This window comes from Novosphingobium sp. ERW19 (genome assembly GCF_012641315.1).
Lineage (GTDB): Bacteria > Pseudomonadota > Alphaproteobacteria > Sphingomonadales > Sphingomonadaceae > Novosphingobium.
This window is the reverse complement of sequence record NZ_JABAIC010000001.1, coordinates 467,613-491,995: the sequence shown is the minus strand read 5'-3', so window position 1 is coordinate 491,995 and position 24,383 is coordinate 467,613. Positions and strand designations below refer to the sequence as shown.

The 24,383-nt window shown below is 65.3% G+C and carries 27 protein-coding genes; 1 reads left to right on the top strand and 26 read right to left on the bottom strand.

The window, feature by feature from the left end; genetic code table 11:
• From fliD to HGI46_RS02460, 17 genes are read right to left on the bottom strand one after another with little or no spacing between them, the layout of a single operon-like run.
• Positions 1-1,443, bottom strand: coding sequence for a flagellar filament capping protein FliD (gene fliD, locus HGI46_RS02540; RefSeq protein WP_168902949.1), 1,443 nt, complete (start codon positions 1,441-1,443; stop codon positions 1-3).
• Positions 1,444-1,448: 5 nt separating this feature from the next.
• Positions 1,449-2,612 (bottom strand): EscU/YscU/HrcU family type III secretion system export apparatus switch protein, encoded by a 1,164-nt coding sequence (locus tag HGI46_RS02535; RefSeq protein WP_168902948.1) that lies wholly within the window; start codon positions 2,610-2,612, stop codon positions 1,449-1,451.
• Positions 2,613-2,621: 9 nt separating this feature from the next.
• Entirely contained in the window at positions 2,622-3,404 is a 783-nt protein-coding gene (fliR, locus tag HGI46_RS02530; RefSeq protein ID WP_118072393.1) for a flagellar biosynthetic protein FliR, read from the bottom strand.
• A gap of 3 nt (positions 3,405-3,407) precedes the next feature.
• Positions 3,408-3,683: a flagellar biosynthetic protein FliQ gene (locus HGI46_RS02525; protein ID WP_039336195.1), complete on the bottom strand. Its 276-nt coding sequence runs from the start codon at positions 3,681-3,683 to the stop codon at positions 3,408-3,410.
• A 6-nt stretch (positions 3,684-3,689) separates the two neighbouring features.
• Entirely contained in the window at positions 3,690-4,421 is a 732-nt protein-coding gene (gene fliP / locus HGI46_RS02520; protein WP_118074532.1) for a flagellar type III secretion system pore protein FliP, read from the bottom strand.
• 53 nt (positions 4,422-4,474) lie between these two features.
• A complete protein-coding gene (locus HGI46_RS02515) occupies positions 4,475-4,756 on the bottom strand; it encodes a flagellar biosynthetic protein FliO (RefSeq protein ID WP_168902947.1) in 282 nt (93 codons plus the stop codon).
• The gene (fliN, locus tag HGI46_RS02510) at positions 4,756-5,061 is read right to left on the bottom strand and encodes a flagellar motor switch protein FliN (RefSeq protein WP_118072391.1); all 306 of its coding nucleotides are present in this window, start codon (positions 5,059-5,061) and stop codon (positions 4,756-4,758) included. The genes HGI46_RS02515 and fliN overlap by 1 nt, the downstream gene beginning before the upstream one ends.
• A gap of 23 nt (positions 5,062-5,084) precedes the next feature.
• Positions 5,085-5,972 carry a FliM/FliN family flagellar motor switch protein gene (locus tag HGI46_RS02505; protein ID WP_168902946.1) on the bottom strand — a complete coding sequence of 296 codons (888 nt, stop codon included), beginning with the start codon at positions 5,970-5,972 and terminating at the stop codon, positions 5,085-5,087.
• 21 nt (positions 5,973-5,993) lie between these two features.
• The gene (locus HGI46_RS02500; RefSeq protein WP_168902945.1) at positions 5,994-6,596 is read right to left on the bottom strand and encodes a flagellar basal body-associated FliL family protein; all 603 of its coding nucleotides are present in this window, start codon (positions 6,594-6,596) and stop codon (positions 5,994-5,996) included.
• Positions 6,597-6,626: 30 nt separating this feature from the next.
• Positions 6,627-7,874, bottom strand: coding sequence for a hypothetical protein (locus HGI46_RS02495; protein ID WP_168902944.1), 1,248 nt, complete (start codon positions 7,872-7,874; stop codon positions 6,627-6,629).
• Positions 7,875-7,907: 33 nt separating this feature from the next.
• Positions 7,908-8,339, bottom strand: a complete 432-nt coding sequence (locus HGI46_RS02490; RefSeq protein WP_118072388.1) for a hypothetical protein — start codon at positions 8,337-8,339, stop codon at positions 7,908-7,910.
• Positions 8,336-9,670 (bottom strand): FliI/YscN family ATPase, encoded by a 1,335-nt coding sequence (locus tag HGI46_RS02485; protein ID WP_168903117.1) that lies wholly within the window; start codon positions 9,668-9,670, stop codon positions 8,336-8,338. The genes HGI46_RS02490 and HGI46_RS02485 overlap by 4 nt, the downstream gene beginning before the upstream one ends.
• Entirely contained in the window at positions 9,667-10,281 is a 615-nt protein-coding gene (locus HGI46_RS02480) for a FliH/SctL family protein (protein ID WP_168902943.1), read from the bottom strand. Before HGI46_RS02480 ends, HGI46_RS02485 begins: the two co-directional genes overlap by 4 nt.
• Positions 10,274-11,293: a flagellar motor switch protein FliG gene (fliG, locus tag HGI46_RS02475; protein ID WP_118072386.1), complete on the bottom strand. Its 1,020-nt coding sequence runs from the start codon at positions 11,291-11,293 to the stop codon at positions 10,274-10,276. The genes HGI46_RS02480 and fliG overlap by 8 nt, the downstream gene beginning before the upstream one ends.
• On the bottom strand, positions 11,290-13,002 hold the full coding sequence (gene fliF, locus HGI46_RS02470) for a flagellar basal-body MS-ring/collar protein FliF (protein ID WP_168902942.1): 1,713 nt from the start codon (positions 13,000-13,002) through the stop codon (positions 11,290-11,292). The genes fliG and fliF overlap by 4 nt, the downstream gene beginning before the upstream one ends.
• Positions 13,003-13,006: 4 nt before the next feature.
• The gene (gene fliE / locus HGI46_RS02465) at positions 13,007-13,381 is read right to left on the bottom strand and encodes a flagellar hook-basal body complex protein FliE (RefSeq protein WP_168902941.1); all 375 of its coding nucleotides are present in this window, start codon (positions 13,379-13,381) and stop codon (positions 13,007-13,009) included.
• Positions 13,378-14,682, bottom strand: a complete 1,305-nt coding sequence (locus tag HGI46_RS02460) for a sigma 54-interacting transcriptional regulator (protein ID WP_240946527.1) — start codon at positions 14,680-14,682, stop codon at positions 13,378-13,380. Before HGI46_RS02460 ends, fliE begins: the two co-directional genes overlap by 4 nt.
• A gap of 217 nt (positions 14,683-14,899) precedes the next feature.
• Here HGI46_RS02460 and HGI46_RS02455 point away from each other — a divergent pair, with 217 nt between their 5' ends.
• Complete coding sequence (locus HGI46_RS02455) at positions 14,900-15,727, top strand: flagellin (RefSeq protein ID WP_118072384.1); 828 nt, start codon at positions 14,900-14,902, stop codon at positions 15,725-15,727.
• Between the two features lie 146 nt (positions 15,728-15,873).
• Here the strand turns inward: HGI46_RS02455 and HGI46_RS02450 are convergent, their stop codons facing one another.
• The 9 genes from HGI46_RS02450 to flgG form a co-directional block, all read right to left on the bottom strand.
• Entirely contained in the window at positions 15,874-17,100 is a 1,227-nt protein-coding gene (locus tag HGI46_RS02450; RefSeq protein WP_168902939.1) for a S8 family serine peptidase, read from the bottom strand.
• Between the two features lie 163 nt (positions 17,101-17,263).
• Positions 17,264-18,103: a flagellar motor protein MotB gene (locus HGI46_RS02445; RefSeq protein WP_168902938.1), complete on the bottom strand. Its 840-nt coding sequence runs from the start codon at positions 18,101-18,103 to the stop codon at positions 17,264-17,266.
• A gap of 143 nt (positions 18,104-18,246) precedes the next feature.
• Complete coding sequence (motA, locus tag HGI46_RS02440) at positions 18,247-19,110, bottom strand: flagellar motor stator protein MotA (protein ID WP_168902937.1); 864 nt, start codon at positions 19,108-19,110, stop codon at positions 18,247-18,249.
• Between the two features lie 28 nt (positions 19,111-19,138).
• Entirely contained in the window at positions 19,139-20,059 is a 921-nt protein-coding gene (locus HGI46_RS02435; protein ID WP_168902936.1) for a flagellar biosynthesis protein FlgL, read from the bottom strand.
• A 6-nt stretch (positions 20,060-20,065) separates the two neighbouring features.
• Positions 20,066-21,409 carry a flagellar hook-associated protein FlgK gene (flgK, locus tag HGI46_RS02430; protein ID WP_168902935.1) on the bottom strand — a complete coding sequence of 448 codons (1,344 nt, stop codon included), beginning with the start codon at positions 21,407-21,409 and terminating at the stop codon, positions 20,066-20,068.
• A gap of 3 nt (positions 21,410-21,412) precedes the next feature.
• Positions 21,413-21,724 carry a flagellar biosynthesis protein FlgJ gene (locus HGI46_RS02425; protein WP_118072378.1) on the bottom strand — a complete coding sequence of 104 codons (312 nt, stop codon included), beginning with the start codon at positions 21,722-21,724 and terminating at the stop codon, positions 21,413-21,415.
• Positions 21,721-22,821 carry a flagellar basal body P-ring protein FlgI gene (locus HGI46_RS02420; protein WP_168902934.1) on the bottom strand — a complete coding sequence of 367 codons (1,101 nt, stop codon included), beginning with the start codon at positions 22,819-22,821 and terminating at the stop codon, positions 21,721-21,723. Before HGI46_RS02420 ends, HGI46_RS02425 begins: the two co-directional genes overlap by 4 nt.
• A gap of 11 nt (positions 22,822-22,832) precedes the next feature.
• Positions 22,833-23,573: a flagellar basal body L-ring protein FlgH gene (locus tag HGI46_RS02415; RefSeq protein WP_168902933.1), complete on the bottom strand. Its 741-nt coding sequence runs from the start codon at positions 23,571-23,573 to the stop codon at positions 22,833-22,835.
• Between the two features lie 5 nt (positions 23,574-23,578).
• Entirely contained in the window at positions 23,579-24,367 is a 789-nt protein-coding gene (gene flgG, locus HGI46_RS02410; protein WP_168902932.1) for a flagellar basal-body rod protein FlgG, read from the bottom strand.
• Between the last annotated feature and the right edge of the window lie 16 nt (positions 24,368-24,383).

Below are 24,383 nucleotides of genomic sequence, written 5' to 3'. Positions count from 1 at the left end.
TCAGTTCTTGCCCGATGCGTTCCAGGCGTCGATCTGCGCCTTCAGGAATGAGAGGGTGGATTGCGAGCCGCTGACCCTTGTGTCCATAGCGGCAAACCGGGTGACGAGCTGCTGGCGCAGCGCTTCCTGCTTTTCGGCCAGCGTGGCCGAGCGGTCAGCGAGGGTTTTCTGCAAGGCCGTGTTTTTGGTGACGGAACTGCCGAGCGAGATGCCGGTGGTCGAATTGGCGTTGCGGGCGATCTTGTCGATCGTGGCAAAGACGCCGAAGATGCCGGTGGTCCACATCGCGCCTGCCTCTTGCGGCGAGGTCTTGAGCGTCTGGTTCAGGCGAGCTGTGTCGAGGCTGAACGTGCCGTCACGTTCGGTCTTCAGGCCAAGATCTGCCAGAGTCGACGGGGCGCCGGATGCTGCGTTGAGCATGATCTTCTGTCCGGCGAGCCCGGTCAGTGCAGTGCGCAGCGCCCGGGCACCGGGATCGTTGTTGAGCTCGCCAGTGTCCTTGTTCATGGCCGCGTTGAGCTGCTTGGCGACCTCGTTGAGCGCGTCTGTGAGGTCGGTCATCGCCGTGGCAATGCCGGTCGACGGATCGCTGAACGTGATCGTGGAAGGGTTGCCGACATTCGTTGCCGTGAGCTTGAGGTTGAGGCCGGGCAGCACGTCGTTGATGGTGTTGCTGGTGCCCGAGTAGGCCACGCCATCGAGCATGTAGGCCGCGTCGGTGGCGGTGGATTTGAGCTGCGTGGTGTTGGTGGCTGGTGCCCAGGCTAGGTCGGCAAGCGCTTCCCCGCCGACAGCCGGGCTGGCTTCAAGGATGAAGCCGCTGTTTGCCCCTTCCTTGCCCTTGAGAACCAGCTGTGCACCTGCAGACCCGTTCGCGACATAGGCCGAAACGCCGGTGCCCGAAGCATTGATGGCGGTTGCCACGTCGGCCAGTGTGGCTCCGGCTGGTACGGTGATATCGACCGCCGCCTGCGTGGCATCCGCCGTGAACGCGCCGCTCGCCACCGTGCCAAACCGCAGCGTCAGCGTGCCTTCGCCAACCGTCGAGGTCGAGGAAGCGTAGGCCGGCATAACCAGCTTCTGCGCGTTAGCCAGTGACGTGACCTCGAGGCTGTAGGAGCCACTGCCACTCAACGTGCCCTTACTGACCGTCGCGACGCTCGTATTCGAGATCGACGGCTTTACCGCCAGATCGCCGGTGCGGATCAGCGTGCCGATCGATGACGCGAGCGTGCTGATAAGGGACTTGAGGTTCGACGCACTGGAGATCTGTGCGTCGAGCTTTTCGGTCTTGGCCGAGAGCTGGTCGATGCGGGTGGCGAACTGGGCAGCGGCGAGCTGTTCGGCAAGCTGTGCGGTGTTGATGCCGCTACCTGCGCCGAGCGCCGAGACGATCTGCGCAGTGGCAGACGTGGATGCCGTGGAGGATGTGGTCGTTGCCATGGTCTTTAGGACGGCCGCACAGAGGCGGTCTTAAGGTCGATTACCGCTTCGGGGCGCCCATCTGCGTCGAACCGCATGTGGATCGGCAAGTCGATGTTCGGCAGGGGCATATGGTCGCCCCGGCCGAGCGACAGCACGAAGGCGAGGACCGAGGCGACGGCGGCGTAAAGATCCTCGCGGATCATCTGGTTCTCGCGCGTGGTGAAGTAGACCGAGCGGGCAAGCGGCGGGAGTTCGAGCGTCGGAACGCCGAGTTCTGCTGCCAGTTCGCGCATCGCCAGCGCCTTTTCGCCGCGTCCCTTGGCCAGCACGACCGGCGCGGGGGCCAGGTCGGGATCGTAGACCATGGCGACCGAGAAATGCGTCGGGTTGGTGATGACGAACTGCGCCTTCTGCATCGCCTGCTGCATCGCGCCCATCGCCAGCTGGCGCTGCTTGTTGCGGATGGCGGCTTTCTTTTCGGGTGAGCCTTCGGCTTCCTTGTGCTCGTCCTTCACCTCCTGAAGCGTCATGCGCAGGCGCAGGAAACGGCGGACCCACTGGATCGGGAAGTCGAGCAGGGCGATCACGATCAGCCCCGACGCAAGCGCGAACGCAAGCGAAGTGATCGTATCCCACGCGGTGACGAGCTGTCCGTGGATGTCACCTTGTCCGAGACCCACCATCCCGGCGATTCGGCCCGATGCCCAGGACCAGGCAATCGCCCCGAGCAGGCCCAGCTTGGCGAGCCCCTTGGCCAGTTCGATCCAGCCTTGCGGGCCGAACATGCGCTTCAGGCCCGACAGCGGATTGATGCGCGAAGCCTTGGGCGCAAGGTTCGACGGGATCCAGCGTCCATCGGACAGGCCGATCTGTGAAAAGACAGAGGCTGCCAGCACCATCAGGCCGAGCAGGAAAACCGGAGGCAGGACGGCAACCATGGCGCCCGTCAGCAGCTTGGCCGGGGCGAAGTCCTCGATCGCCGCGCGATCCAGCGTGAACGAGGCGCGCAGCGTATCCTGCAGGGCGTCCATCACCCACGGCCCGGCAAACTTCAACCAGACTGCGCCGACCAGCACGCCGACGGCGGTTGCCAGGTCCTTCGAGCGCAAGACATCGCCGTTCTTGGCGGCGTCCTTCTTGCGCTTCTCTGTCGGGGCAAAGGTCTTTTCGCCTTCCTGCTCGGCCACGCCTGCCTCCTACTTCAGGACCAGCGCACCGGCATTGGCGACGGCGGTGGCGGAGATGTCGACCATCACGTCGGTCAGCATCGGGGCGGCGGCGATCATCGCGGCAAGGCCGGCCAGCACGCCTGCGGGCAGGCCGAGCGAGAACAGGTTGAGGCTGGGGGCGGAGCGGCTGATGATGCCGGTCGTCACCTGCACCAGCAGCAGGATCAGCGTGACGGGCAGGGCGATGAGAAGCGCGGTCACGAACATCTGCGTCGCGAATTGGCCGATCAGGTCGATCCGGTTTGCCGCCAGCCACGATGTGCCCGGCGGGAAGGTGCGGTAGCTGTCAACCAGCAGCGCGATCCAGTTGAGGTGCGCGCCGGTGCCGAGGAAGATGACGGTCAGCACGACGGCGAAGTACTGCCCCATCGCCGGGGAGTGCGCACCGCTGACCGGGTCTGCCGTCGTGGCGATCGACATGCCCATGCCGCCCCCGATCACTTCGGCGGCAAGCGTCGGCGCGGCAAAGGAAAGTTGCAGGGCAAAACCCATCGCAAGGCCGATCAGGACTTCGTTGGCAGCGCTGAGCAGGCCGTTGATCGACAGCAGCGCGGTCGGCGCTTCAACCGGGGTCCACCCGCACACCAGCATCGCGATCGCGCCCGAGGCGACGATGCGGATCTGATAAGGCACGGTGCCGGTGCCGAACAGCGGCGCGGCGAACATGGCAGCGGCAATGCGCGTCATCACGAACAGCCAGCGCCAGAAGTCCGCCTCGAGCGCGCCAAAGCCGAAGTTCAGCTGCAGCACGGGTCAGCCTTTTCCAGTCATGGCGATCTGGTCGAAGATTTCCTTGGTGAAATCTCCGACAAGGCCGAGCATCGCCGATCCGAACAGCACCAGCACCAGCGCAGTGACCGCAAGCTTCGGCACGAAAGTCAGCGTCTGTTCGTTGACCGAGGTTGCCGCCTGGATCACACCGACGACGAGGCCGACGGCGAGCGAGGCGATGAGGATCGGCGCGGCAACCAGCGCCGTGATCCACAGCATGCGGTCAGCCAGTGCAAGGAGGGAGGCGGTGTCTTCCATCGCCCTTTACCCGAAGCTTGCCGCAAGGCTGCCCATCAGCAGCGCCCAGCCATCGACGAGGACGAACAGCAGCAGCTTGAACGGCAGCGAGACGATCGTCGGGCTCATCATCATCATGCCCAGGCTCATCAGCACCGAGGAGACCACGAGGTCGATCACCAGAAAGGGGAGGAACAGCATGAACCCGATCTGGAAAGCTGTCTTGAGCTCGCTCGTAACGTATGCCGGGAGCAGGATCGAGTAGGGCACGTCGGCCGGCGTGGCGAACTTGGGCGCCCGCGCCATTTCCGAGAACATGCGCAGATCGGTTTCACGGGTCTGGCGGATCATGAAGGCGTGAAACTCACGCCCGCCGGCCACGAACGCCTGCTCTGCGCCGATCTGGCCGCTGGAATAAGGCTGGATGGCGTTGGCGTTCACCTTGTCGAGCGTCGGGCCCATGATGAACAGCGAGAGGAACAGCGACAGGCCGATCAGCACCTGGTTGGGCGGCGATTGCTGCAGGCCCATCGCCTGGCGCAGGATCGACAGCACCACCAGCACGCGGGTGAAGCTGGTCATCATCAGGATCAGCGACGGCAGGATCGTCAGCAGCCCCATGATGAGCAGGAGCTGAAGTGACAGCGACAGCGAGCCGCCGCTCTGCGCGCCGGCCATCTGGCCGAAGGCGCGGTCAAGCGCGCCGGAGATCGCGGCGGGCTGCTGGGCCTGGGCAGGGCCGACAGCCGCCTGCGCCATGGCGTAGTGCGGCAGCAATATCAGCGTCGTCGCAAGGGATGCAAGGAGGCGCTTCACTGCACGTCCTCCGCTTCCACCTTGGGCCGTGCCGGAGCTTCGGCAAGGCGGACGAGGCCGTTCTTGCCCGCCGAGACAAGGATTTCGCGGCCGTGGAATTCGAGCACGGCAAGGCGCAGCGTGGGAGAAAGCATCTGCGTTTCGACGATGCGCACCGATTTGGGCGCGTTGCCCGCCATGAAGCGGCCTTCCATGCGCTTGGCGAACTTGAGGCTGGCCCAGGCGAGGCCGCCGATCAACGGCAGCAGCACGAGCAGCTTGAGGACGTACCAGAACATCAGGCGGCATCCCCCTTGGCGGCTTTTTTCGCCGGGGCTGCAGGCGCTTCTTCGGGCTCGCTGCCGGCAAGTTCGACGATCCTGAGGCCGAAGCGGTCACCTTGTGCGACCACTTCACCGCGCGCGATCAGCTTGCCGTTGACCATGACGTCGAGCAGCTCGTCGGTCAGGCGATCGAGCATGACGACGGACTCCTCGGTCAGGCCGAGCACGTCCTTGAGCTTCATCGAAGTGCGGCCGAGTTCGACGGTCAGTCGAACGTCCACGTCCTTGAGGAAATCGAAACCGCGGGGCTGGAAGGTCATGGGGTCAGGGCCTCTTCGGGAGATCAGGAAAGCTGGTTGAGCTGGATGGCTACGCGGTCTTCGAGCGCGCCGATCGTGCCGGTGGCGTAAGTCTTGTCGCCGACCTTGACCGGCACGTTGCGCGCGATGGGCACAGGCAGCACTTGTCCGATGCGCAGGCCAGATACGACCGCGAGCGGCAGCCGCATGTCGACCAGCACTGCGGCAAGCTCGACCGGCAGGTCGGCAAAGGGCGCGTCGGTGGGCTGGGCCGGACCGCGCCGGGGCTTGGGCGGACGCTTGGCATCGCCATGGGCAAACATCAGGCCGAGCGTATCGTGCGGGAAGGCAATCGAGATCGCCCAGGGCATCCGGCCCTGCTCGACCACGTTCAGCGTCAGTCCGGCTACCTTGGTCGCATCGGGCATGGCCTGAAGCTGGGCGAGGCTGGCATCGCGGCGCAGCGCGCGGATCGGACCGCCGCTGCCGCCCAATGCAACGGTGAGCGCCGAGGCGACGAGCTGTTCGATCCGGCCGATCATCAGTTCGGCAGAAAGCGGGAATTCCTTGGGCAGCGATGAAGGGGTATCGCCGGGACCGCCAAAGGCGCGGTCGACCAGGCGCAGCACGTTCTCGCCTTCAACGGTGATCATGAACGGGGCGCTGCCGATCTGCATCAGGCTGTTGGCGGCAAGGCGCGGGATTTCCGAGCAGAAGTCTGCGAAGTCCGTGTCCATCGGCTTCATCGCATTGATCTGCGGCTCAGCCCCGCCGAGCAGGGGACCGAGCGCGCCGCGAACCGCCTTGGCCAGGCGTTCGCTCATGCGGGTGAGCGCCGGGATCAGTTCGGCGGCACTGGGGCCGGGGCGCAGCAGGGCCGGATCGTGCCGGGCAATGGCACGTTCGGCGATGAAGGCGCGTTCGGGTTTCATGGAGGCGCTGACGCTTTCCGCTTACTGGACGATAAAGGTCTTGAAATAGACGTTGTCGACCCCGCCAAAGCCCTCGTTCTCGGTGAGGACCTTGTTGATCGCGGCGGTCAGGCGCTTCTGCAGCCGTGCCTTGCCTTCCGGGCTGATCACCTCTTCCTCGGGGGTGTCGGCAATGGCGATGAGCAGGGCCGAGCGGATCGCCAGCTCGTGCTTCTTCATCCACAGCACGACGCGATAGTCGCGGCGGGTGGAAGCCGAGATGTTCACCTGCAGCAGGGCGTCGGTGTTCTTGAGGTTCGACGTGAAATCGTCGGCGAAGTTGTAATAGACCGTGCGGAATTCACTGCCGCCGTCGCCGTCGGTTTCGCCAGCAGCACCGCCTTCGCCTTCACCTTCCTTGGCGACCGGCGCATAGGGGTCTTCCTCGCCCTTGCGCACCAGCTTGGGGTTGTTGTCGACCTTGACGACTTCATGCGTGCCGCCGCCGATGATCCCGGCAGCCACGAGGCCGAACACGCCGCCCGCGCCGACGCCCAGTAGTGCGACAGCGCCGACGATCTTGATCATCATGCCGCCGCCCTTCTTCTTCTTGGGCTTCTCTTCCTTGTCGCTCTTGTCGCTCATCGAAGTTCTCTCAGGAAATGGGGGTCAGGATCAGGCGTAGATGCCGCGATCGTCGCTGCGGTGGCGGGGCGCTTCTTCCTCGCGGGACGAAGTGCGGTTGCCGGAGAATGGGCGGACGGGAGCCTGCTCGGCCTGGCGCGGCTGCTGGCGCTGGCTTTCGCCTTGTCCGCTCTGCGCGCGCGGATCGGCTTGCGGCTGCGGATTATGGCCGGCGCTTTCGGCGGGGGTGCGCGCTGCTTCGGCAGTGGCGCTGACCGCCCGGGCAAAGCCGGGATCGGCGCTGCTCATCGCTACCGACATGCCGCGATCCTCGCTCTGGTCGAAGCGCAGGGTGACGTGGCCGAACTCGGCATGGTTGATCGAGGCGGTAACGGCACGCGGCGAAGCTTCCTCGCGGGCGCGTGCGAGATTGTCGACCAGGGTGGCGAAATCGACGCGTTCGGTGCGGGCTTCGTGGCGCACGGGCGAAGGGGCGGCATTGTCCGGCGCCGAGAGCGAGCGGTCTGCCAGCAGGCTGGTGGTGCTGGTCGCTTCGACGCGGGGGGCTTCTGTGCGCTCGCTGTCGGTCAGCGGCTTGGCACGGGAGAGCGGTGAAGGTGCTGCCGAAACCTCGGCTGCCTCACCATCGTCGCTCGCTGCCTTGCTCTGGCGAGCCATGCGAGCGGCCATGATCTGCGCAGTTGGCGCGCCGGCAATCGTTTCCGGCTGGCCGGGCGACGATGCTGTCTCAGGTGCGGAGGTCAGTTCAATCTGCACCGTGCGGGCCAGCGCGATTGCTGTCGAAGCGAGAGATGACGGTGCATTTAACCCTGGTGCAGCCGAGGCAATGGCTGCCGGGGGGCGTGCGGATGCACTGCTGGCGTCGCCACCGTCGGAAGCCACCAGACTATCCGGTGTGGCGAACAGTGCTGCGAGAAGACCAGCGTCGGGCAGGGCGGCGTCTGGCAGTTCCTGCGCATTGCTGAAGTCGTCGTCGGCGTGCTCGGCTTCGGCCTGCGGCTTTGCCGGCTGAGGCTTCGCCTGCACCTCGGCGGTGCGCACTTGCGGCAAGGCGGCAAGCACCTTTGCCGCATCCGGCAAGATCTTGCCGCTTTCCTGCAAAGGTGCGTCTGCCGGTTCTGCCGGCGTGACCTGCAGGGCGAGGAGGGCTTCGAAGGCAAGGCCGGGGGCAGTGGCGGCTCCATCCGTCGATTCCGCTGGATTTCCGCCATTCTGCAGCGGCGCAGCCTGCAGGGCAGGGGCGGCAGTCGGCTGGGAAAGGGCGGCAAGATCGAACATCGGCAAAGCTCCGTGGCGGTGCGTTAACCGTGATTATTCAAGACCCGTGCCAGATTGCCTTTTGCCGGTAGTAGGTGTTGTTGCGGATGCCACCTTGCGCGCGATCAGACGCTCCTGCGCCTCGGCGCGCTCTTCCACGGCGGCGCGGCGACGTTCGGCGGCGGCAGCTTCCTGCGCCTTGGCATCGGCGATCTTGCGCGCAGCATCGGCATCGGCGCGCGTGCCGGTGGTAATCCGGTCAAGCCCGGCGACGAAATGCCGCAACTGCTGCAACGAATGGGCATCACGCGCATCGGTGCGGGCGGAGTAGTCGGCGGAAAGCCGGGACGTCCGCTCCACGAGCCCCTGCAACTGCGCCAGCGTGCCCTCGGCCTTGCCGGCTTCGGCGAGCGCAGTCTGGCGGGCGATGTCACGGATACGCTCCAGCCGCTTCAGGCGCGCCAGGCGCTCGCGCTCTGCCTTCATGCGCCGATCAGCTGGGTGAGCGCGGCGACGCTTGCCGTCATCGGCACCACTTCACGCTGCGGCTGGCTGATGAACCCGGTCAGCGCCTCGTGCATGGCAATGGCGCGATCGAGCTGGGGATCGGCCCCGCTGCGATAGGCGCCCATCAGCACGAGGTCGCGGTTGGCCTCGTAACTTGCCACGAGTGCACGGAAAGTGCGGGCGGCGCGCTGGTGTTCGGGGGCGGTGATATCGTTCATCACGCGGCTCAACGAGGCGGCGATGTCGATGGCAGGGTATTGCCCGCGCTGGGCAAGATCGCGTGACAGCACGATGTGCCCGTCGAGAATTGAACGCGCCGTGTCGACCACCGGATCGTCCTGGTTGTCGCCATCGGCAAGGACCGTGTAGAGTCCGGTCACCGACCCGCCGCTTTCCGCCGAATTGCCGGCGCGTTCGACGAGCTTGGTAATCGTGGCGAGGGCCGAGGGCGGATAGCCGCGCGCCGCGCCCGGTTCCCCGAGCAGCAGGGCAATCTCGCGTCCGGCGTGAGCCACGCGCGTCAGGCTGTCCATGATCAGCAGCACGCGCTTGCCTTGCGCGCGGAAGTATTCGGCCAGCGCCGTCGCCATCATTGCGCCGCGTATGCGCAAGTTGGGCGCGTGGTCGGCAGGGACCGCAACGACGACCGAACGTTCGCGCTTGGAGCCTTGCATGTGCCGTTCGACAAAGTCCGATACTTCGCGCGCGCGCTCGCCAATCAGGCCGACGATGACGATCTCGGCCTCGGCACCATGCGCAATCATGTCGAGCAGCACCGATTTGCCGACGCCCGAGCCTGCCATGATGCCGATACGCTGGCCGATGCCGAACGTGGTCAGCGCGTTGAGCGCTCGAACACCGGTATCGAAGCTTTCGCGCACCGGCGAACGATCGAGCGCGGCAGCGCGGACGCCGCCTGCAGGCCATTCGCGGCGGTTGTGGATCGGCCCCATGCCGTCGATCGGCTTGCCCTCGCCATCGATCGCGCGGCCGAGGAAGGCCTCACCCACCGGGACCATGCCTGGGCGACCTTCGGGGCGGACCTTGGCGCCGGGGCGCAGCAAGACTGGATCGCCGAGCAGCATCATCAAGGTGCGGCCGTTGCGAAAGCCGATGGTCTCCGCCGTCAGCGATCCCGCCCCGTGAGCGATGCGGCATTGCGTGCCGATGGGCACCGAAAGCCCCGATACTTCAAGCATTCCGCCATCGCAGGCGGCCAGCAGGCCATAGCGCGCAGGCGTGAAATCGGGTTCGCACAGCGCCAGGGAATCGAGCGCTCGGTCGAGCACGGAGAAGGTTGGCCCCATCAGCATTGGCGCAGCGCCTCGTGGATGGCAGCGCGCCATTGCTCAGGCCCATCCTCGACACCGCCGGTCGCACCTTCGACGCGCAGTGCGCCGCGTTCGAGCGAAGCGTCTGGTTCGAAGTGCCAGTCTTCCGGCAGGCGCGCGGCGATGAGGGCAAGGTCCTCGGGATGGAGCCGGATGACGCGCTGGTCCTCGGCGCGGGCGAGCATGGCGGCGGCAGCCTCGACCCGGCGGGTCAGCGCATCGGGATCAAGGGCTGCAGGCGCAATCGCTGCCTCGCACAGGGCGATCACGGTTTCACGCAGGCGGTCCTGCAGTTCGGTCTGCATCGCAACATCGAGCTTGCCGAGCGCGAACTCGATCTTCTGACGCGCTGCTTCCTGTTCGGCAATGAGCTGGGCTGCGGCCTCCTGCGCTTCGCCCAGACCCTTGGCATAGCCATCGGCCCACGCTTCGGCGATCGGATCATGCGGTTCTGGTTCGTCCTCCACCGGCACGATGATCGGTTCCGGTTCGGGCGCTGCAAATTCGCGGAAGAAGCGGCGATCACGCGCGAAGCCTGTGGGCACCTGGCCAAGGTCAGCCAGCGAGATCGCCCGCAAGCTGTCAGACATAGTCGTCGTCGCCCGCGCCAAACACGATCACGCCTTCGGCCGAGAGGCGGCGGGCCGCCGTGACCATGGCCTTCTGCGCCTCGATCACTTCGGCCATCTTCATGCGGCCACGTGCGGCAATCTCGTCGCGCACGCCGTCCGCGGCGCGGCTCGACATGGCGCGGAAGAAGCATTCGCGCTGCTCTTCGGGAATGCCCTTCAGCGAGGCAATCAGTGCATCGCTGTCGACCTCGCGCAGCAGTGCGCCCATCGACTTGTCGTCGAGCGAGAAGAGGTGCTCGAACTTAAACATCTCGTTCTCGATGGCCTTGGCGAGCTGGCGATCCTGCTTGGCGATTTCCGGCATGACCCGCTTTTCGACCGCTCGGACCGAGGCGTTGATGATGTCCGCCGCTTCGCGCGGTCCGCCCATGGCAAAGGCGCCCTGGCCGTGCCGTTCGCCGATGCGCTGGTGCAGCATCTCCTCGAGCATGGCGATGGCTTCGGGCGCGACCGGTCCGAGCGAGGCGATACGGTGGACCACCTGCGGCTGCACCTCGTCGGGCAGGCCATGCAGGACCGCGGCGGCCACTTCGGGATCAAGCTGGACCAGCAGCACGGCAATCGCCTGGGGGTGCTCATCGCGGATCAGGGGCACGATAACCTGCGGCGTCAGCCATCTGGCAAGTTCGATGCTGGGCGTGCGCGAGGGATCGTCGGGCAGGATGCGTTGCATCAGGCTGTCCGCCTTTATCTCGCCCACGGCGCGCGTCATCAGCGAGCGTACCTGCCCGACGCGATCGTGCGCGATCAGGCCGAGCCGCTCGGTCTTCTCGACGAACCCGGCAATCGCCTGTGCGATCGCCACCGGACCGATCTCGCCCAGCGCGCACATCTTCTCGCCCAGCAGGCGAAGTTCTGCGGGCTCGAGTTGTGCGAGGATCTGCGCGGCCTGATCGTCCTCCAGCAGCATGACCATCACTGCCGCACGTTCGGGATCGGAAATGGCGGGGGCATCCATCAGGTCGCTCATGCGCTGGCTCCTTCCTCTTCAGGCTCTTTCAGCATCTGCTTGAGGGCAACCAGCGCGCTGTCGGGCTTTTCGACGACAAGCCGCTGGGCAAGGCTGACCTGCCGGGCCAGTGCCTCGGCATCGACGACACCCGTTTCGGGGTTTTGCGCGGGCTGGATTGCCTGGGCAACTTCCTCGGCCGTGACGGTTTCGATGGGTTCAGACGATTCTTCGGCTTCCTTCTCCCCCTCCTCGTCGTCCGCCGCTTCCCCTTTCTTGCGCTTCTTTGCCGCCTTCCCTTCGGCGGGTGCAGGTTCCTTTTTCAGCGCCTTGATCAAGGGGCGCACGCCGAGCAACAGAACCAGCAGGACCGCGATCAACGCCACGGCATTGCGCAGGATCGTGGCGAACCACGGCGTCTCCCAGAACGGCGCGGGGGCAACCTCTGCGGGCTTGAAGGCGCGAACGGCCACGGCAACCTGATCGCCGCGCGCCGGGTCGGCGCCAACCGCGGCGCTGACCAGCTGCTTGATCTGCTCGATGTCCTGTGGCTTGGCCTTAGCCATGATCTCGGCGCTCAGCGCAACGGCGACGGACAGGCGCTTGATCTTGCCAGGCGTCTGGTTCGAAACCGCCACTTCGCGGCCCAGTTCATAAGTGCGTGAGGAGCTGGATTCGCCGTTGGCGCCGGGCGTTGCCGCAGCCGCCGGCGTGCCTTGCGGGGCACCGGGCTGGGCAGTCGTCGCTGGCGGCGGCGTATTGGCGGTGACGCCGGGCACGCCCTGCGCCGTTGCTGCGCCGGCCTGTTGCGAGGCGCTTTGCGTTTCCTGCCGGACCACGCCCTGCTTGTCATAGCTTTCGCGGGCCGAGGTCACCTGATCCATGTCGAGATCGAGCTGGATCTCGGAGGAGAAATTTCCTTCTCCCAGCATCGGGGTCAGCAGCTGCGCCACCTGCTGGCGCAGCTTCTCTTCCATGCGCTGCTGCAGTTCGAGCCGGTCGCCATCAGGGCCGGACGGGTCGGACAGCAGTGCGCCGTGCTGGTCCACCACCCGCACCGCATCGATCGAGAGCCCGGGCACGGAACCCGCCACCAGGTTCACGATCGCGCGCACCTGGCTTTCGGAAAGCTGCCTTCCGCGCTTCAATTTGACCATGACCGAGGCCGAAGGCGGCACGTTCTCGCGCACGAAGACTGATTTTTCCGGCTCGGCGAGATGGACCCGGACAGCTTCGACGCCGTCGATCTCCATCACCGTCAATTCCAGCTCGCGCTCGCGCGCGGCCTGCAGACGCTGGCCCTCAAGCCCGCGGCTGGCGCCCATCGGCAGCTTGTCGAGCATCTGCGTGCCGGTTTCGGGCGTGGCGATGGCGCCATCCGATGCCGCAGCCATGCGCGCCTTGTAGAGATCGTCCTCGCCCACAGTGATTGCACCGGTGGCGTTGTCGATCTGGTAGGCGATGTTGGCCTTTTCGAGGCTGGCGGTGACTTCTGACCGTTCGCTGTCGGAAAGCTGGCTATAGAGCATGCGCTGCGGTGCGGGCGCCATGGTCAACCACAGCACGCCGGTCAGACCGGCCGCAGAAACGCCGGCGAACCACGGGAGAGTGCGCCGCACCGGCGGTTGCGCCAGAAACGCCTTGGCCCGCGTGCCGAAGCTCCCGGCTGCGGGATCGGTCAGGACGCCGAAGGTCGATGGTGCTGGCGTGGCAGGGACAAGGTCAGCCATTCAATCACACTCCCATCCGCATGATGTCCTGGTAGGCGCTCAGCAGCTTGTTGCGGACCTGCAGCGTGGCCTCGAAGGCAACGCCTGCTTCCTGACGCGCCAGCATGACCTTGGCGACGTCGACCACTTCGCCCTTTTCGTAGGCTTCGCTGATCGCACTGGCCTTCTGCTGGCTGGCGTTCACGTTATCGAGCGCGCCCTTGAGGCTCTCGGTAAAGCTCCCCGCCGGGCCACTGCCGGCTTGCGGTCCTTGCGCCCCCTGCGTTGCCTCGGGCGCCTTGACTTGCTGGAGCAGCTGCGAGCGCTCCATGATCTGCTGGCGCAGGGCCATGATGTCCTGGATGCCGGAAGCCCGGCCGCCGATGCCGGAGACGCTCATCGCCTGCCACCGACGGCCCTACCGTCCGCTGACCGGCCGTTCACTTCGATCCCGGCCTCACGGAAGCTGGCGAGGCGATAGCGCAGGGTGCGTTCGGAAATGCCGAGCTGGCGCGCAGCGGCAACGCGGCTGCCGTTGCAGGCCTCGAGAGTCGAGAGGATCGCCCGGGCTTCGGACATCTGCACGATGTTGGAAAGCTTGGCATCGCCCGCGGCAGGAACCGCAACCGGTTCGTTGATCAGGCGCGCGGGGCGATCGAAGATGATATGGGCCGGCTCGATCACGGGCGCGTTCCCGGCCAGGACCAGAGCGCGCCGCATCACGTTCTCGAGCTCGCGCACGTTGCCCGGCCAGCTATGTGCTGCCAGCATGGCCAGGGCCTCGTCAGAGATCCACGGTGCAACCTGCGCATGGCGCATCGCCATCGCGAAGGCGAGCGGCGCGATATCGTCGGGGCGTTCGCACAGGGCGCGCAGGGCCAGCGGGAAGACATTGAGGCGGTAATAGAGATCGGCGCGGAAGCGGCCTTCCTCGACTTCCAGCGGCAGATCGCGGTTGGCACAGGCGATTACCCGCACGTCCACCTTCACCGGCTGCGTTGCCCCCAGCGGTACCACTTCGCCTTCCTGTAGCGCGCGCAGCAGCTTGGCCTGCAGCGTCAGCGGCATCTCGGCGATCTCGTCGAGCAGCAGCGTGCCCCCGTCAGCCGCGCGGAAGAAGCCTTCGCTCGCGGCATTGGCGCCGGTAAACGCGCCCTTCTGGTGGCCGAACAGCAGCGCTTCGAGCATGGCTTCGGGCATGGCGGCGCAGTTGATGGCGATGAACGGCTTGTCGGCGCGGGCCGAATGTTCGTGGATAAAGCGGCTGAGCACTTCCTTGCCGGTGCCGGTGGGGCCGTTGATCAGGACAGGGATGTCGGTGGCGGCGATGCGTTCGGCCAGGGCGAGGACAGACAGGCTTTCCGGATCTGCGGCAATCGGCGCGCCCGGCTTTGCGGCACAGGCCAGTACCGCAGCCAGCGCAGCTTCGCCGGCACCATCGGTGTAGCGCAAGGTTGCCGTCCGGCTGCCGGGCTGCCGTTCGATGGCAGGCATTGCCGATCGCTCAAGCAGCACGACCTGCTTGCGCGGGGGCAGCTTCGCGTTCTCGAAGGCATCGGCGAGCAGCGACTGCCCATCCGCGCCGTAGCTGGAAAGCACCGAAGCCGCGCGCTGGACCAGCGCTGCGTGGGCTTTCGCCGCCGCTTCTGTGAACTGCAGTGCCCCGCAATCGCGAATCATCTCAAGACCCCTGTTAACCATCCTGTCTGTTCCCTTCTTTCGCGCGGGACCGACAAACAGGTTGAAACTTTAAGGGGGCGGGTAACCCTAAGGGCCAGTACTTAGGCCCGGCATTCTTTTGCCGGGCGGCAACTTAAAACCGGCTGCCATCTGCCGGTCTTAGTCCCGACAGCCGTGTCGATCCTCTGACCCGGCGGTCCTTTCGGGAACGACACACCACCCTACCGGAGAATGGAAAATGGCGGTTATCAATACAAACATCAGCGCCTTGAAGGCGACAAACTCGTCGAACATGGCCAACAAGATGCTCGGCCAGGCGATGGAGCGACTGTCGACGGGCAAGCGCATCAACGGTGCCAAGGACGACGCGGCCGGTCTGGCAATTGCCACCAGCATGACGGCTCAGATCAAGGGCATGAACCAGGGCGTCCGCAACTCGAACGACGGCATCTCGCTGGCACAGACCGCAGAAGGTGCGCTGAACGAAGTGTCGAACATGCTCCAGCGCGTTCGTGAACTGGCCGTGCAGTCGGCTTCGGGCACCTATCAGGACGCCACCGACCGTGCCTACATGCAGACGGAAGTTGACGAGCTGACCGCGCAGATGGGCCAGATCATCGACAACACCAAATTCAACGGTGTGCAGCTGTTCGATGGCTCGGTTGCGACCGTGACGGTGCAGACCGGTGCAAACGGTTCGGACACCGTGGACATCACCATGGCCGACCTTACCACGCTGTCGGCTAACGGCGGTGCTGCCGGGTCTTACGATGTCTCCTCGGCAACCTCGGCAAACGGTCTGCTCGCAACGCTCGACACCGAACTGGACTCGATCTCGAGCTCGCGTGCAACGCTCGGTGCCGGCATGAACCGCCTGGAATCGGTGGTGAACAACCTCAACGACAACATCACCAACCTGTCGGATGCCCGTTCGCGCATTCAGGACACCGACTACTCGACCGAAACCACGCAGATGGCCAAGGCCCAGATCCTCTCGCAGGCCTCGACCGCGATGATCGCACAGGCCAACCAGAGCCAGCAGAACGTGCTGTCGCTGCTGCGTTAAGCGATGACCTCCGCCTGCCTCCACCAGGCGTGATCACAAGCCCGGCGGCCCATTCCAGGCCGCCGGGCCTTCGTGCGTTCTCCGGTGAATGAAGAAGGGCGGCTCCTTGCGGGGCCGCCCTTCGATGTTTCAGAAAGAAGCCGTTTTTACTTCACACCGACCGGGAAGCGCACGCCATTGGGCGCGGCGCTGGACAGCCGGCCATCACTGCGAGGACCGCCGATCAGCACGAGCCCGGCAAGGTGCGGAGTGGCCATCGAGGTGCCGGAGATCGTGTTGTAGCCGCCGTTCAGCCACGTCGAGAGGATCGACACGCCCGGTTCGGCGAAGTCCACGGGGTCGTTGACCAAAGAGTAGTTCGAGAAGCTGGCGAAGGTGTCCGAGCTGTTCACCGCTGCCACCGTGTAGATATACGGGCCGTCGGCGCGGGCGGGTGAGTGATTGTTGGCGTCGTCAGTCTCGTTCCCCGCGGCCAGCGCAAAGATGACCTTGCTGCTGTTGGACGCGTTGACCACTGCCGTGTCGAGCGCATCGGAAACTGGCCCGCCAAGGCTCATGTTGGCGACGTCTCCGGCCGAGCCGACCGAGGCTACGTAATCCACGCCGGCGATGACATCCGAATAGGCACCGCTGCCGCGACGATCGAGCACACGCACCGCAACGACCTTTGCCCCGGCTGCCACGCCGACGACGCCAGTGCCATTGAGCTTGGCGGCAATCGTGCCGGCCACATGCGTGCCATGGCCGTTCAGATCGTTCGGCGAAGTCTCGCGCGAGACGAAGTTGCGGCTGAGCGCGGTGTCGACGTTGAGGTCCGGATGCGTGAGGAAGATGCCGCTGTCGATCACGAATGCGCGCCCGGTGCCGGTGTAATTGGCGCCGCCGCCCACGCGGGTGATGCCGGCAGGGGTGCTTTCGGTGGTCGAACCGCCTCCGCCGCCCGGCTTTGCCAGCGCATTGATCGGGTCGATCAAAGTGGCGACCTGGTCGGCCTCGCAATATTCGATGTTGGGGTTATGCGCGGCGACGGCTTTGGCACCTTGCGCCGGCAAGTTGATAGAGAAGCCCTGCAGCGCATGACGGTAGACGTGTCCGATCTTGCCACCAGCCTTGCCAGTGACCTTGTTGGCTTCGGCCTGTTCGGCGCCGGCCGCAACACTGCCCTTCTTGAAGACGCAAATCCAGCTGTCGGGGATGGCCGATCCGGCGACTGCGGCTGCGGTTGGCCGGGCTGAAACTGCAACGGCAGGGCTCGACGAGGCGGGCAACAGCACCGCTCCCGAACCCGTGGACTTACCGCCGCCCGCCGCGGCAAACACGATCCCGGCCAATGCCACCGCCGATACGGTAGCCAAAGCTGCAAACTTGCGCATCTGGATTCAGCTCCCTGTCCCTACGTGTTGCGGTTCGTGGCTTGAGCACGACGCACCCCGCAATGATCGGAAGCTGCAGTGATCCGGTTACACATGCAACCGGAACTTTCACCATTATTTCAGGTGGATGTCATTTTATTGCTTAACGTCGCGCAAAGGATGTTTAACCCGTAATCAGGATCGACATCCGCCGGTTGCGCGGGTCGGCCGGGTTGTTCTGCACCAGCGGCTCGCGATCGGCCACGCCCTCGATCCGGCGAAAGCGCGGTTCGGCGATGCCTTGGCGCATCAGCGTCTGGCGCGTCGTCTCGGCGCGGCCGGCCGACAGTGACCAGTTGTTGGCGACACCGTTCTTCCACGGCAAGGAATCCGTGTGGCCGCGAATGGTCAGCTGGGTCGGGTCGGGCGCAATGGCCTGGCCGATCGCGCGGAGAAGTTCGGCAGCGTCAGGCGTCAGCACGGTGGTGCCCAGCAGGAACATCGAGAAGTCCGCATCGTCCACCAGATCCAGACGGACGCCTTCGGGCGTTTCGGTCATGCGGACCTGTCGGGCCAGCTTCTTGAGCTTTTCGGATTGCGCAAGCTTCTGGGCGATACGTTCCTTCATCACCTGGCTGCGTTTGATCTTGCTGCCACCTTCCTTGGGGCCGCCGGAGGCATCGCGGGGAATGGAAAGCGTCTTGTTGCCGGTCTGCCCGGCGCGGTGCGGATAGTCGTCCACATCCGTCAGCGATGAACCTCCCAGCACGCCATAACCGCCGGCGCTGCCCTGTCGCACCTTGACGAGTGTCGGCGTGAAGTAGTCGGCAATGCCCTTGCGCTGCTTCTCGGTCGTCGCGCCCAGCAGCCACATCAGCAGGAAGAACGCCATCATGGCGGTCACGAAGTCGGCATAGGCCACCTTCCAGGCGCCGCCGTGGTGCCCGCCGGCCACGATGGTGATCTTCTTGACGATGATCGGTTTGGGCGGCTCGTTCTTGCCCTTGGCCGGTGCCTTGGCCATGGCTTATTCCTTGTCTGCTAACGCGGAAGCGGCACCGGCCCGCTCCCCCGTCTGGCCACCCACGAGAGTACCCTGAATGGGTGGCCGGGCGGGGGGGGAGTAGGCCGGTGCCGACTGCGTTTCTGTGAAACGGAAACGCACAATCAACGTCCACGCAGTGCGTCGAGAAGTTCCGACAGCCCCGGACGGAAGGCGTGACCCAGACCAGAGCGGGCGCTTTCGACGACGAGCGGCTGCGGCCAGCCATGGAGGCTGGCGATGATCACCTGTTTCACCGCCTGAAAAATCATCTCGTCCTGCTCGAGCACCTGCTTGAGCCGCCCTGCGATCGGGCCGACCATGCCATAGGCGAGCAGAATGCCGAGAAATGTGCCGACGAGTGCCGAACCGATCATCGCGCCGAGGATCGATGGCGGCTTGTCGATCGACCCCATCGTCTTCACCACGCCAAGGACCGCCGCGACGATGCCGAGCGCCGGGAGCGCGTCTGCAAGGCCCTGGATGGCGTGCTGGGCTTCGTGCTCCTCGTGGAAATGGGTCTTCATCGCATGATCCATCACCTCTTCCACGGCATGCACTTCCAGCGTGCCTGAAGAGACCACGATCAAGGTCAGTGTGTCGCAGATCAGCGAAGTGAGTGCACCGTTGGCCAGCAGGCGCGGATACTCGGCGAAGATCGGCGAGTTCTTTGGGTCGGTCACGTGGCTTTCGAGCGCAACCGGGCCATCGCTGCGCAGGATCTTCATCAGCTTGGTGCACAGCACGATCACGTCGATGTGATCCTGCTTGTTGTGCTTCGGCCCCTTGAAGGTTTTTCCAAAGCCGGCGCCAATGCCCTTAAGTTCGTGCATCGAGTTGCCTGTGACAACCGCCCCGACAGCGGCGCCGCCGATGATCAGCATTTCGTGCGGAAGTGCGTGCAGCACAGGGCCAAGATCGCCACCGGTGATGGCGAAACCGCCAAACACCATCGCAAGCAGAATGACGATGCCAACGATCACGAACATGAAACAGGTTCCCGGTGAGCTTGCGCGCTCAGTTCAGCACGCTGAACAGCGAAAGATTGGCGAGCCGCGAAAAGCTGGCCTGGCTGGCCTGCAGCACCAGCATGGTGTTCTGCAGGCGGGCGATGGATTCGGTCAGGTCTGCCCCGCCGACTTCGGTCTTCTCGGTGGTGCGCATCTCGGAAAGTGAGGCGCGACGGTCGGTGTTGAGGTCAATCCAGTTCAGGCGCGAACCGACCACAGTCTGCGCCGTCGTGATGGAGTTGAGGCCATCGCCCAGCGCGGCAAGCGCGGTTTGCGCTGGGGTTATGCCGCCGGTCCCGGATTTCAGGTCGTCGGCCAGGGTCTTGGTCAGCGCCAGCAGATCGACAGTGGCGCCGCCGGACTGGAATTGCAGGAAATCCGGGCCGATCACCCCCCGCTGAACCGACTGGCCTCCGCCCAGCGAAATCGTCCCGGGTGCGTTGGTGCCCGCGTAGGTGGCGTTGCCCGCTGCATCCAGCGTGTAGGCTTCAGCGGCACTTTCGCCGCCGAACAGGGCGTTGCCATTGGCATCGCGCGTGTTGGCAAGCGCCACGAGATTGCCGTGGATCTGCGCCACTTCCTCGCCGATCCCGGCGCGCTGGCTGGCGTTGACGGTGGTCGAACCCGCCTGCGTGGCCAGCTCCTGCAGCCGGATGACCAGATTGGCGAACTGCGAAAGCGCGCTGTCGGTGAGCGTGAGGTCACCGGTCGCGCGGTTGGTGGCGGCGGTGTCGATTTCGTCGAACACATCGGCCCGGGCCAACTGGCGCAGGCGCGAGGCGGCGACCGGATCGTCGGAGGACCGCTGCAGGCGCTCTCCGCTCGACATTTCGGCCTGCGTCTCCTCTGCCTGCTTGCGCAGGGCGGTGAGGTCCATGACAGATCGTTCGAAGAACGCGCTGGTCGATGTGCCGAAGATCGTGCTCATTGGCGCTTACCCGATTTGCAGGAGTGCGTTGAAGATGTCGGATGATACCTGCATGACCTTGCCGGACGCCTGAAAGGCCTGCTGGAATCTTACTAGGTTGACCGCTTCCTGATCGAGATCGACGCCCGATTGCGCGGAAAGGGCAACCTTTGCGGTGTCGGCAATCGTCTGGAGCGCCCCCAACGTGACATTGCGTCCCGCCAGCGTGCCTGAAACGTCGAACAGGATCGCATCCATCGTGCCCGACGGGTTCACGCCCGCCAATGCCGTGCGGATCGCGGCAAGGTTCGTCGCATCGCGGCTGCCGGGCGTCGTCACACTGGCAGGAGCGGTGGCAATCTTGCGGCCGTCCTCGACGGCGAGTGCCATCGTTGCCGCGCTCGTCCCCGAAAAGATCGCGGCGCCCAATGCGCCGTCGAGATCGCGGCCCCCGGTCTGGGCGGTGTTGAAGGCATCGACGATGTCACCGGCAAGGGTGTCGATATCGGTCTTGAGCTGTGCGCCCTTGGCCAGCGCGAGTTGCTGTCCTGCCAGCGATCCGCCAGCGAGAGTCAGCGGTGTGCTGCCGACAGTAAAGCTGATGGTGCCGTCAGTCGGAGATGTGGTCATGCCCAGGGTGGCGGCGGTGTTTCCGCTCACCAGATCGGTGCCGGCGCTGCCGCCGATCTTGATCGCAACCTGCCCGTCGGCTGAAAAATCGGTCGAGATGTTGGCATAGCCGCTTAGTTCCTCGAGCAGCTTGTCGCGCTGGTCGAGCAGCGCGGTCTTGTCGCTGCTGGCATCGGAGGCGCGGGCGAGGCGGGTGTTGGTCCGCGCCAGTTCCTGCGCAATGCGGTTCACTTGCGTCACGCCGTCGGTGGCAAGGAACCGCAGGCCGTCGGCAGCAGCGTCCATCTCCTGCGCGGCGATCTGGAACGTCCCGGCCATGGTCCGCGCCTTCTCGATCACCGAGGCGCGCAGCGAAGTGTCGGTCGGGTTCTGGGCCAGCTGCTGGAGCGAGGATTCGAAGCCGACGATGGCATCGAACACGCCAGATTGCTCGATTGCGGCTTCGATGTTCTGAAGGCCCGAAGCTTCCGCACTGGCCCGCGCCACGTCAGAGCCGGTGCGGCGCACTTCGGCCTGGCGGAAGGCATCGGCGTTGCGGACAATGCCGTCGAGCCGCACGCCCGAAAGAGAAAGGTCGCCAATGCGATAGGCCCCGCCGGTCGAAGCCACTTCGCTGAACGCGGCCGAGCGCCGGACATAGCCGCTGGACGATGCGTTGGCGATGTTCTGTGCGGTAATGTCGAGGCCGATGCGGGCGGCCTGGACGCCGCTGCGGGCGATCGATAGGAGATCGGAAGCCATGGCTTATGCGCCTCCCTCTGGCGTCGTATCCTTGGGCAGGAGCGCGGCAAGGTGGTTCTCGATCTGCCTGGCAAAGCCCAATGCGCCGGTCTGCGAGGCGATTTCGGCAAAGCGGTCGTCGCGCATCTGCACGAAAGTCTGGTCCATCTTCCCGAAAACGTCGTCGTCCCCGAAGTTGCTGGCGCGCGCGGCGGACAGCATCTGGCGGACGAAGATGGCTTCGAACTGCCTGGCCGCGCCCGAGAGCTTCTCGCGCTCGGTCTGCACCTTGGGCGTGAGCGACAGGTTGGCGGCAGATGCGGAAATCCCGGTCATATCACCACCATCTCCGCCTTGAGCGCGCCTGCCTGCTTGAGCGCTTCGAGGATTGCGACGAGGTCCGAAGGGCTGGTGCCAAGCTTGTTGAGCGCATCGACCAGCGAGGAAAGCGATGCGCCTGGCTTGAACAGGGCGACCTTGGCTTCCTTCTCGACCGCGTCGATCTGGCTGTTGGGGACCACGGCCGTCTGGCCCCGGCTGAACGGAGCGGGCTGGGACACCTGCGGCTTTTCGTCGATCTTCACCACCAGCTTGCCGTGGCTGATCGCGGCGGGCGAAAGGCGCACTGCGCTGTTGATGACCACGGTGCCGGTGCGGCTGTTGACGATGACCTTGGCCGCCGTTTCGGCAGGCGTCACGTCGAGCATCTCGATCGCCGCCATCGTTGTTGCGCGGCTGTCGGCTCCGGCGGGCAGGCGCAGTGCAAGCGTCACGCCGTCCTCGATCGTTGCGGACTGCGGAAAGCGGGCATTGATCGCATCGCGCACGCGCTGGGCGGTCATGAAATCGGCGTCGAAGAGGTTCCAGCGCAGCACTTCGCCGCTGTCGAACCCGGTGGCGACAGCGCGTTCGACGCTGGCCCCTTCGGCAATGCGGCCCACGGTCGGCACGTTCACGGTCAACTGCGAACCATCGCGCGCGGCAATGCCGAGGCCGCCGACGGCAAGGTTGCCCTGCGCCATCGCGTAGATCTGTCCGTCCGCGCCATAGAGCGGCGCAAGGATCAGCGCCCCGCCGCGCAAGGACTTGGCCTTGCCAATGGTCGAGACGGTCACGTCGATGCGCTGGCCCGGCTTGGCGAAGGCGGGCAGTTCGGCAGTGACCAGCACGGCGGCAGCGTTCTTGAGCCCGGGCGAGATGCCGGGCGGCAGCTGCACGCCGAGACGGCCTGCGGTGCCTTTCATCGCCTGCGTCAGGTATTCGAGATTGTCATCGCCGGTCCCGGCAAGGCCAACGACCACGCCATAGCCAGTAAGCTGGTTGGCGCGGACGCCCTGGAACTCGCCAAGGTCGCGCACGCGCTCGGCCATGGCGGGCACGGGCAGGGCCGCCGCGAAGGCTGCAAGAACAGGAAGGATGAACCGGACCAGCATTGCATCAACCTTCAGAAGGGCGAAATCGCGTTGAAGAACTTCGAGAGCCAGCCCTCGCGGCTTGCCCGGCCGACCGATCCATTGCCGGTGTATTCGACCCGCGCATCCGCAACCTGACTGGAAAGAATGCGGTTTTCCTGATCGATGTCGCCAAGGCGCACGATGCCTGAAAACTGCACCCATTCCTGTCCCTGGCTCAGCATCATGCGCTTTTCACCGCGCACGAGTGCCGTGCCGTTCGACCTCACTTCCGCGATCGTCACCGCAACCTCGCCGGCGAGCGTGCTCGTCTGCGAGGCATTGCCCTGACCATTGAACGACGATCCGCCCGAAGCATTAAGGGCACTGGGCTTGATGAACGACAGCGGGCCGGTGGTTGGCGGGGTGACAGAGAACTGCCCGTTCTTCTGCGTCTTGGCGCCGGCGGTCTTGGCGCTGGTCATGTTCTCTACGAGCATGACGGTGACAAGATCGCCCACCGCATGGGCGCGGCGTCCTTCGACAAAGCCGGTGTAGCCGGTGCTGACGTTGAAGATCGAGCCCGCAGTCGGCGCCGCGGTCTGGACCGGCAGCGGCGGTGCAACCACCGGCTCGAAGCCCTTCTTGGGCTTGGCGGCGGAGGCCGGGTCCATGCCGAACACCACAGCGGCGGCGACCAGCGAGCCGACCAGCAGAGCGCGGACGGCGGTCCGGCGGCGGCGCGGGCTGCTGAAACGATCGGGGGCGAAATGGCGGTCGAATGGCGTTTGCATCGGTGTCACAGCGTCTGGTTCGCGTTCTGGAGCATGTCGTCGACGGCCGAGATCATCTTGGAATTGATCTCGTAGGCGCGCTGGCATTCGATCATGTCGACCAGCTCCTCGACCACGTTGACGTTCGAACCTTCGAGGTAGCCCTGGCGAATGTTCCCGCGTCCCAGTTCTCCCGGAACGCCGACCTGCGCCGCGCCCGAAGCGGCGGTTTCCTGCAGGAAGTTGTCGCCCGTCGACCTGAGGCCGCCCGGGTTGGCGAAGCTGGCAACGGTGATCTGGCCGAGCTGCGCGGGCTCGTTCTGGCCGGCAATGGTCGCAGATACGGTACCGTCGTTGGCAATGGTGATGGCGCTTGCGCCCTCGGGAATGGTGATCGCGGGGTTGAGCGGATAGCCTTGCGCCGTCACCAGCACGCCCTCGGCCGAGCGCGAGAAATTGCCCGCGCGGGTATAGGCCAGCTGGCCGCCCGGCATTGTCACCTGAAAGTAGCCATCGCCATCCAGCGCAAGGTCGAGCGCATTGCTGGTGCTTTGCAGCGTGCCCTGGCTGTCGATGCGGGTCGTCGCCTGCACGGCAACGCCGGTGCCAAGGTTGAGGCCCGTGGCATAGGCAGTCTCGTTGGAGGATTGCTGCCCGGCCACTCGCGCATCCTGATAGGCCAGCGTGGCGAAGTTGGCGCGGTCGCGTTTGAAACCGGTGGTGCCGACATTGGCGAGGTTGTTGGCGATCACGCGCATCCGCGTGTCCTGTGCCTCGAGACCGGTGCGGGCGACGTGAAGGGCTGAGCTGGGCATATCGGGTTACCTTTGC